The sequence below is a fragment of the Streptomyces sp. NPDC060205 genome (assembly GCF_042728395.1).
Taxonomy (GTDB): domain Bacteria; phylum Actinomycetota; class Actinomycetes; order Streptomycetales; family Streptomycetaceae; genus Streptomyces.
Genome location: NZ_JBHWZP010000423.1, coordinates 1 through 6,928 on the forward strand (window position 1 = coordinate 1; position 6,928 = coordinate 6,928).

The 6,928-nt window shown below is 72.2% G+C and carries 8 protein-coding genes; 4 read left to right on the forward strand and 4 right to left on the reverse strand.

What is annotated here, in order from left to right; genetic code table 11:
• Positions 1-47: 47 nt before the first annotated feature.
• The gene (locus tag ACFWGJ_RS39805) at positions 48-866 is read right to left on the reverse strand and encodes a PhzF family phenazine biosynthesis protein (protein ID WP_387333844.1); all 819 of its coding nucleotides are present in this window, start codon (positions 864-866) and stop codon (positions 48-50) included.
• A 184-nt stretch (positions 867-1,050) separates the two neighbouring features.
• Between ACFWGJ_RS39805 and ACFWGJ_RS39810 the strand changes: the two genes are divergently transcribed.
• Complete coding sequence (locus tag ACFWGJ_RS39810) at positions 1,051-1,707, forward strand: PadR family transcriptional regulator (RefSeq protein ID WP_210891608.1); 657 nt, start codon at positions 1,051-1,053, stop codon at positions 1,705-1,707.
• 142 nt (positions 1,708-1,849) lie between these two features.
• Here the strand turns inward: ACFWGJ_RS39810 and ACFWGJ_RS39815 are convergent, their stop codons facing one another.
• Together ACFWGJ_RS39815 and ACFWGJ_RS39820 are read right to left on the reverse strand one after the other, a co-directional pair.
• Positions 1,850-2,278: an SRPBCC family protein gene (locus ACFWGJ_RS39815; RefSeq protein WP_387333845.1), complete on the reverse strand. Its 429-nt coding sequence runs from the start codon at positions 2,276-2,278 to the stop codon at positions 1,850-1,852.
• Between the two features lie 127 nt (positions 2,279-2,405).
• A complete protein-coding gene (locus tag ACFWGJ_RS39820) occupies positions 2,406-2,594 on the reverse strand; it encodes a hypothetical protein (RefSeq protein WP_387333850.1) in 189 nt (62 codons plus the stop codon).
• A 197-nt stretch (positions 2,595-2,791) separates the two neighbouring features.
• Between ACFWGJ_RS39820 and ACFWGJ_RS39825 the strand changes: the two genes are divergently transcribed.
• Both ACFWGJ_RS39825 and ACFWGJ_RS39830 read left to right on the forward strand, forming a co-directional pair.
• Positions 2,792-3,340 carry a Clp protease N-terminal domain-containing protein gene (locus ACFWGJ_RS39825; protein WP_387333846.1) on the forward strand — a complete coding sequence of 183 codons (549 nt, stop codon included), beginning with the start codon at positions 2,792-2,794 and terminating at the stop codon, positions 3,338-3,340.
• A 101-nt stretch (positions 3,341-3,441) separates the two neighbouring features.
• Positions 3,442-4,524 carry a DMT family transporter gene (locus ACFWGJ_RS39830; protein WP_387333847.1) on the forward strand — a complete coding sequence of 361 codons (1,083 nt, stop codon included), beginning with the start codon at positions 3,442-3,444 and terminating at the stop codon, positions 4,522-4,524.
• A gap of 114 nt (positions 4,525-4,638) precedes the next feature.
• Here the strand turns inward: ACFWGJ_RS39830 and ACFWGJ_RS39835 are convergent, their stop codons facing one another.
• Positions 4,639-5,313, reverse strand: coding sequence for a pyridoxamine 5'-phosphate oxidase family protein (locus tag ACFWGJ_RS39835; RefSeq protein WP_387333848.1), 675 nt, complete (start codon positions 5,311-5,313; stop codon positions 4,639-4,641).
• 93 nt (positions 5,314-5,406) lie between these two features.
• Between ACFWGJ_RS39835 and ACFWGJ_RS39840 the strand changes: the two genes are divergently transcribed.
• Positions 5,407-6,738 carry an aminotransferase class I/II-fold pyridoxal phosphate-dependent enzyme gene (locus ACFWGJ_RS39840; RefSeq protein ID WP_387333849.1) on the forward strand — a complete coding sequence of 444 codons (1,332 nt, stop codon included), beginning with the start codon at positions 5,407-5,409 and terminating at the stop codon, positions 6,736-6,738.
• The last annotated feature ends 190 nt before the right edge of the window (positions 6,739-6,928 follow it).

Consider the following 6,928-nt stretch of genomic DNA (forward strand, 5'->3'; position numbering starts at 1 on the left):
GGTGAGCCGTACGCCCCTCCGCCCGTTCCGCGGGCGGTTCGCGCTGGTCAGACGAGCAGGTCACCCTCGATCACGGTGACCGCGCGGCCCGAGAGCAGGGTGCGGTCGCCCCGGAGTTCCGTACGGACGCGCCCGGAGCGGGCCGAGGCCTGGAGGCCGGTGAGGTCGGTCCGGCCCAGGCGCTTCGACCAGAACGGGGCGAGGGCCGTGTGGGCGCTGCCGGTGACCGGGTCCTCGTCGATGCCGATGTTCGGGAAGAAGCAGCGGGACACGAAGTCGTAGCCCCGGGAGGGGTCTTCGGCGCGGGCCGTGGCGATGATGCCGCGCTCGGAGTGGCGCCCGAGGGACACGGTGTCGGGGGTCAGTCCCAGGACCGTCTTCTCGTCGGCGAGTTCGACGAGAAGGTCGCGGATGTTCGGGCCGGTGTCGTGGGTGGTGAGGGGCTCGGCGCCCAGGGCCTCGGCCACGCCCGCCGGGACCTCGACCGCGGTGAGCGGGGCGGTCGGGAAGTCCAGCGTGAGGGAGCCGTCGTCCCTCGGGGTCGCGACGAGCACCCCGCTTCTCGTCGCGAACCGCACGGGACCCCGGACGGCTCCCGTGGTGACCAGCACATGGGCGGTGGCGAGGGTCGCGTGGCCGCACAGCGCGACCTCGGCGGCGGGGGTGAACCAGCGCAGCGCCCAGTCGGCCTCGCCTCCCGCGGGCAGGGGGTGGGCGAACGCCGTCTCGGCGTGGTTGACCTCCAGGGCCACGTTCTGCAGCCAGGCGTCGTCCGGGAAGGACGTCGAGGTGTCGAGGAGGAGGACCCCGGCCGGGTTGCCGGCGAAGGGGCGGTCGGTGAAGGCGTCGACGATACGAATCCGCATGCGCCCGACGGTAGGCGCTGCTCAGGGGCGCGGACCAAGGCCAATCCGGGGCGGGCGGCCCTCTTCTGCCCGTGTCCTGGCTGCCTCCTGACCGCCTTCTGTTCGGTAAGGGGTTGTCGGGCGAGCTATTCCGATATATCGTTGACGCATCGCGACAGATCAACGATGGAATGGAGTGATTGCGATGCGTTCCCATGGAGAGGAATACGGACCGGGCTTCGGCCCCGGTCATGGGCATGGACACGGCCGTGGACGCGGCCGGGGTGGCCCCGGCGGTCCCGGTGAGGGCGGCTTCGAAGGCCGGCGCGGGGCTTTCGGTCCCTTCGGGCCCGGCTTCGGCGGTCCCGGCTTCGGCCCGGGCCCCTGGGGCGGGCGCGGAGGCCGGGGCGGACCGCGCGGCAGGGCGCGGCGCGGTGACGTACGCGCGTCGATCCTGGCCCTGCTCAAGGACCGGCCCATGCACGGTTACGAGATGATCCAGGAGATCGCCGAGCGCAGCGGCGGGGCGTGGAAGCCCAGTCCCGGCTCGGTGTACCCCACCCTTCAGCTGCTGGAGGACGAAGGTCTGATCAGCAGTGCGACCGAGGGCGGCAAGAAGCTGTTCTCGCTGACCGAGGAGGGTCGCGCCGCGGCCGACGAGGGTGCGGACGCGCCCTGGGAGGACGCGGGGCGCGGGGTCGACTGGGAGGCACTGAGCGACATCCGGCAGGCCGGCTTCGGTCTGATGGAGGCGTTCGGGCAGGTCTGGAAGACCGGCAGCAAGGAGCAGCGCGAGAAGGCGCTGGCCGTCATCAACGAATCGCGCAAGAAGCTGTATCTGATCCTCGCCGACGAGGACTGATGGCGCACCCGGCCGAACGGGCCGTGACAGCGGGCCGCGACAAGGGGGGGTGCCTCGACTGCGAGGCACCCCCCATGCGGCTGGGGGACGGAGTGGGGGCTGCGTGCGTGTGGAAATGTGTGTGGGGGTGGCGGGGAGTGCTTCAGGAGACGAGGCCGCTCAGTTTGCGCAGGGACTCGTTGAGGGCCGCCGTCGCCGAGTCCTTGAGCTTGCCCGCCATGAGTGAGACGGCGGCGCCCGTGAACTCGCCGTCGATACGGACCGTGGTGGCTTCCCCGTCCGGGATCAAGGTGTAGCGCGTGGCGACCGTCACGGACATGGGCCCCTTGCCGCGGATCGCGAGCGTACGGGCCGTCTCCAGGTCCTCGATGGTCCAGTTGACCTCCGCGGGAAAGCCCATGAGCTTCATGTTCTCCTCGAAGGTGCCGCCGACCGCGAGGGTCTCGGGGCCGCCCTTGGGGAAACTGGTGTGGGTGGAGTTCCACTCCCCGTACGAGGAGAAGTCCGTGAGCTGCGCCCAGACCTTCTCGGCGGGCGCCTCGATCCGTGCTTCCGCGCTGACTTCGGCCATGCGGGCCACCCCTTTGTCTCGGGCGCTGCGCCGGGCGCAGCTGGCTACGGTGTCGCGGAACGTAGCCGTAGAACCCTGAACATTCAATACTGATGAACCGTCAGAGAGTGTGGGGCGGGCGCCGGGCTCAGTGCATCCGTCGTATCACCGCCGCGTCGAACACGTCCCACGCGCGCGGGAAGGGCCCTTCGTCGTGGCAGTGCCACGCCTCCCAGAACAGGTCGGCCGGCAGCGCGTCCTCGGGTGCGTAGACCCGGTACACGTACTGTCTGCCGTCCACCGACGGCAGGGCCACCAGCCAGCACCCGCTCTCCATGCCCGTGTGGACGAGCGCCGGAGCGAGACGGTTGCGCAAGGGGCGCGGAGCAAAGCGGCGCGCGCTGCTCAGGGGAGAACAGCGTGATGTCATCCGTAAGGAGGAGGAGCCGGACACCGGTGCCCACCCTGTGTCGGACGCGGAAATGCTTCCCCGCGAGGATGACCGGATGCCGACGGGCTGATGAGGTGGGAGACGTGCAACACCGTCTTCCCCAAAGCCCCCACCAGCAGGCCGCCGAGCGCGGCCCGGTGGGCCCCGATGCCGAGGCCCACCTCAGTGCCGAGCTGGCGGCGATGGTCGCGAGCGCGCGCAGACGGGCGTTGCGGGACGGTGACCGGCAGATCGACACGGCTCACCTGCTGCATACGCTCCTGGAGTCGGACCCCGAGGTGCGCGAGGCCTTCGAGAGCGGCCCGCAGGTCGCCCGGCTGCTCGGCTACCTCGTCCAGCGCAGCATCGGCTACGGGCTCCGCTGGCAGAGTTCCGTCGAGGACTCCGGCGCCGTGCCGACGGTGACCGGGGACGGCTGGTCGCCCGTGGCGGCCGGGGTCATGGCGGCCGCGTACGAGCGTGCCGGGCGGCGGGGCGACCCGTTCGCGGACGGCGTCGACCTGCTCGCCGCGCTGATCGCCGAACCCGAGTCGCGGGCCGTGGAAGTGCTGGGGCGCGCGGGGGTCGATGTACGGGAGCTGCTGGTGCGCCTCGACGGTGTGGCGGAGCGGGGGCGGGGCCTCGAAGCCTGACCGTGAGCCGCCGGCGGGATCGGCGTGCACGGGCGTGCAGACGTCCAGTCGTTGAGACAGGTGTCAACGGGGGTGACGCTCATGTCGTCGCCTGTCATCATGTGCCGGTGCATACGTCAGAGATCGGCCGGGGCAACCGTGGCAGAGGCGTCGGGCTGGGACTCGCGCTCGGGTCGGCGGTCGCCTTCGGCGGCTCCGGCGTCGCCGCCAAACCGTTGATCGAGGCAGGCCTCGACCCCCTGCACGTCGTCTGGCTGCGCGTCGCGGGCGCCGCACTCGTCATGCTGCCGCTGGCCGTACGCCACCGGAACCTGGTCCGCGCGCGGCCCGCGCTGCTCGCCGGATTCGGACTGCTGGCCGTCGCCGGCGTCCAGGCCTGCTACTTCGCCTCCATCTCCCGGATACCCGTCGGCGTCGCACTGCTCGTGGAGTACCTCGCGCCCGCCCTGGTCCTCGGATGGGTGCGGTTCGTACAGCGCCGGCCCGTCACCCGCGCCGCGGCCCTCGGAGTCGTCCTGGCCGTCGGCGGGCTCGCCTGTGTCGTCGAGGTGTGGGCGGGCCTGAGCTTCGACGTCCTCGGACTGCTGCTGGCGCTCGGCGCCGCGTGCTGCCAGGTCGGGTACTTCGTCCTGGCCGACCAGGGCGGCGACGCGGGGGCGCAGGCGCCTGCCCCGCTGGGCGTCATCGCGTACGGGCTGCTCGTCGGTGCGCTCGTCCTGACGCTCGTGGCGCGGCCCTGGGGCATGGACTGGTCGGTCCTCGGGGGCGACGCGGACCTGGACGGGACGACCGTGGCCGCCTCGCTGCTCCTGGGGTGGATCGTACTGATCGCGACGGTCGTCGCCTACGTGACCGGTGTTCTCGCGGTGCGCAGGCTCTCGCCCCAGGTGGCCGGAGTCGTGGCGTGCCTGGAGGCGGTCATCGCGACCGTGCTCGCCTGGGTCCTTCTCGGGGAGCATCTCTCGGCGCCCCAGATCGTCGGCGGGGCGGTGGTGCTGTGCGGCGCCTTCATCGCGCAGACGTCCGCGCCGACCAAGGGGTCGCAGGCTCCGGTGGCACAGGGAGTGGGCGGCGCGGACGGTTTGGAGTTGGACGGCAGGGGTGGGGTGGGTGGTGTTCGTGACACGGGTGGCGCGGGTGGCGTCGAGGGGGAGCGGCTGTCCGGGCGGGGTACCGCCGGTTAGGCGCCGTGCCGTGCCATGTAGTGCCGTGCCGTGTGGGCCCCACCCCTGTAGGGCTCATACAACGGACTTCCTTTCTGCGGTGATGCGCGTCCTCGGATGTCGCCCGTACGGCGGTCACTTCGACAGGTAGGCCGGGACCTCCGTGCCCGGAGCCAGGTCGTCGGCCGGCTCGGGGGCTCCGTAGGCCGTGCGGACGGGGAGGACTCCGGTCCAGTGCGGCAGGCCGAGGTCCTCGGGCTCGTCGTTCGGGCCACCGGTGCGCAGCTTGGCCGAGACCTCGGCGAGGTCCAGCCGCAGTACGGACGTCGCGGCCAGCTCCTTGGCGTTGGCGGGCCGGGAGTCGTGCGAGCGGCCCGGCACCACGTGGTCCACCAGCGCGTCCAGGGCCTGTCGCTTCTCCTCCGGATCCGTCACCTGATAGGCCACGCCGTGCACCACCACCGACCGGTAGTTGATCGAGTGGTGGAAGGCCGAGCGGGCCAGTACGAGCCCGTCCACGTGGGTGACCGTGAGGCAGACCGGTAGACCCGGGTCGGCCCGCCCCGCCATCCGCAGGGGACGCGAACCGGTCGAGCCGTGCACGTAGAGCCGCTCGCCGACCCGCCCGTACAGCGTGGGCAGCACGACGGGCGCCCCGTCGCGGACGAACCCGAGGTGGCAGACGTACCCCTCGTCGAGGATCGCGTGCACCATCTCGTGGTCGTACGCGGCGCGCTCCCGGGAGCGGGTGGGGACCGTGCGGTCGGTCGGGGTGTAGGTGGCGGGGCGCGGGGTGGCCGTCTCCGTCATGGGGTTCTCCTGGTGGGCGCTGTGCGGGATGGTCCGCCGGGGCGGGGTGTGTTCGGCTTGCGTCGCATTTTGTACTAGTGCATACTCTGCTTTGTGCTAGGAGAGTATCGGATCGAAGGCAGGCGTGCAGCCGAGATTGCGGCCAGTGTCGAGCGCGCGGTGGGTTCGGGCGAGCTGGAGCCGGGACAACTGCTGCCGCCTATGCGGGAGTTGGCGTCACGGCTTGAGGTGAATCCCAATACCGTCGCGGCCGCCTACCGCACCCTGCGCGAACGCGGAGTCATCGAGACCGCGGGCCGGCGCGGCAGCCGCGTACGCTCCAAGCCGGTGACGACCGCGCGGGAGCTGTCCCGGCTGGACGTCCCGCCCGGCGTACGGAACCTGTCGGACGGCAATCCGGACCCCGCACTGCTGCCTTCCCTCCGCGAGGCGTTCGCGGCGGCCGTGGAGTTCGCGGACCGCGAACCGACGCTCTACGGAGAGGCTTCCGTGGACGCGGAACTGGCCCGGCTCGCCCGCGCCGACCTCGACGCGGACGGAGTGCCGGACGGGCCGGTCGTGGTCACCTCGGGATCGCTCGACGGCATCGAGCGGGTACTGGCCGCGCACCTCAGGCCGGGGGACGCGGTCGCGGTGGAGGATCCCGGCTGGCACAGCGTGCTCGACCTCGTCCCGGCGCTCGGGCTGCGGGCCGTGCCGGTGCGGGTCGACACCGAGGGGCCGCTGCCCGATGCCGTACGGGTCGCACTGGAGGGTGGGGCGCGGGCGCTGATCGTCACCGACCGCGCGCAGAACCCGACCGGTGCCGCGGTGAGCGCCACGCGCGCGCGTGCGCTGCGGGCCGTGCTGGAGCAGTACCCGGAGACCCTGCTCGTCGAGGACGACCACGGGCACCGGATCGTCGACCTGCCCCTGCATCCGCTGGCCGGCGCGACCCGGCACTGGGCCTTCACCCGCTCCGTCGCCAAGGCCTACGGGCCCGATCTGCGGCTGGCCGTGCTGACCGGTGATCCGGTCACCATGGACCGGGTGCAGGGGCGGCAGCGGCTGGGGCCGGGGTGGGTCAGCCGGTTGCTGCAGCGGGCCGTGGTGCAGTTGTGGGGGAGTGGGGCCGTGGACACGGTTGCTGTGGCGGCGGCGTACCGGCTTCGTCGTGACGCGTTGATCGGTGCGCTTGCTGAGCGGGGGGTCGAGGCTTGGGGGGCCAGTGGCATGAACGTGTGGGTGCCTGTTCCGGATGAGACCGGGGCGGTTGCGCGGTTGCTGCACTCCGGGTGGGCTGTGGCTGCTGGGGCGCGCTTTCGTATGGACGCGCCTCCTGGGTTGCGGATCACCGTTTCCCGGCTTGCGCCGGGGGAGGTGGGGGTGTTGGCGGATGCGGTTGTGGGGGCGGTGGGGGTGGGGCCGGGGCGGCGTTATGTCTGAGGGGGTGCGGGGCCGGCTCGGGGGCTGCGGCCGGGTTTGCGCCCCCGCCGCCCCTACCCTTCCCGTCACTGCATGGGGGCTGCGCCCCCTCGCCCCCCGGATCGCGCTGCGCGCTCGTCCTCAAACGCCGGACGGGCTGAGAGTTGCGGCTGCGCCAGCATCTCTCCGCCCGCCCGCGATGTATTCAGCC

Bases quoted from the DNA above. Each gene is read 5' to 3' on its own strand.
- ACFWGJ_RS39805 (WP_387333844.1), bottom strand. From the start codon at position 866: ATGCGGATTCGTATCGTCGACGCCTTCACCGACCGCCCCTTCGCCGGC.
- ACFWGJ_RS39810 (WP_210891608.1), top strand. From the start codon at position 1,051: ATGCGTTCCCATGGAGAGGAATACGGACCGGGCTTCGGCCCCGGTCAT.
- ACFWGJ_RS39815 (WP_387333845.1), bottom strand. From the start codon at position 2,278: ATGGCCGAAGTCAGCGCGGAAGCACGGATCGAGGCGCCCGCCGAGAAG.
- ACFWGJ_RS39820 (WP_387333850.1), bottom strand. From the start codon at position 2,594: ATGGAGAGCGGGTGCTGGCTGGTGGCCCTGCCGTCGGTGGACGGCAGA.
- ACFWGJ_RS39835 (WP_387333848.1), bottom strand. From the start codon at position 5,313: ATGACGGAGACGGCCACCCCGCGCCCCGCCACCTACACCCCGACCGAC.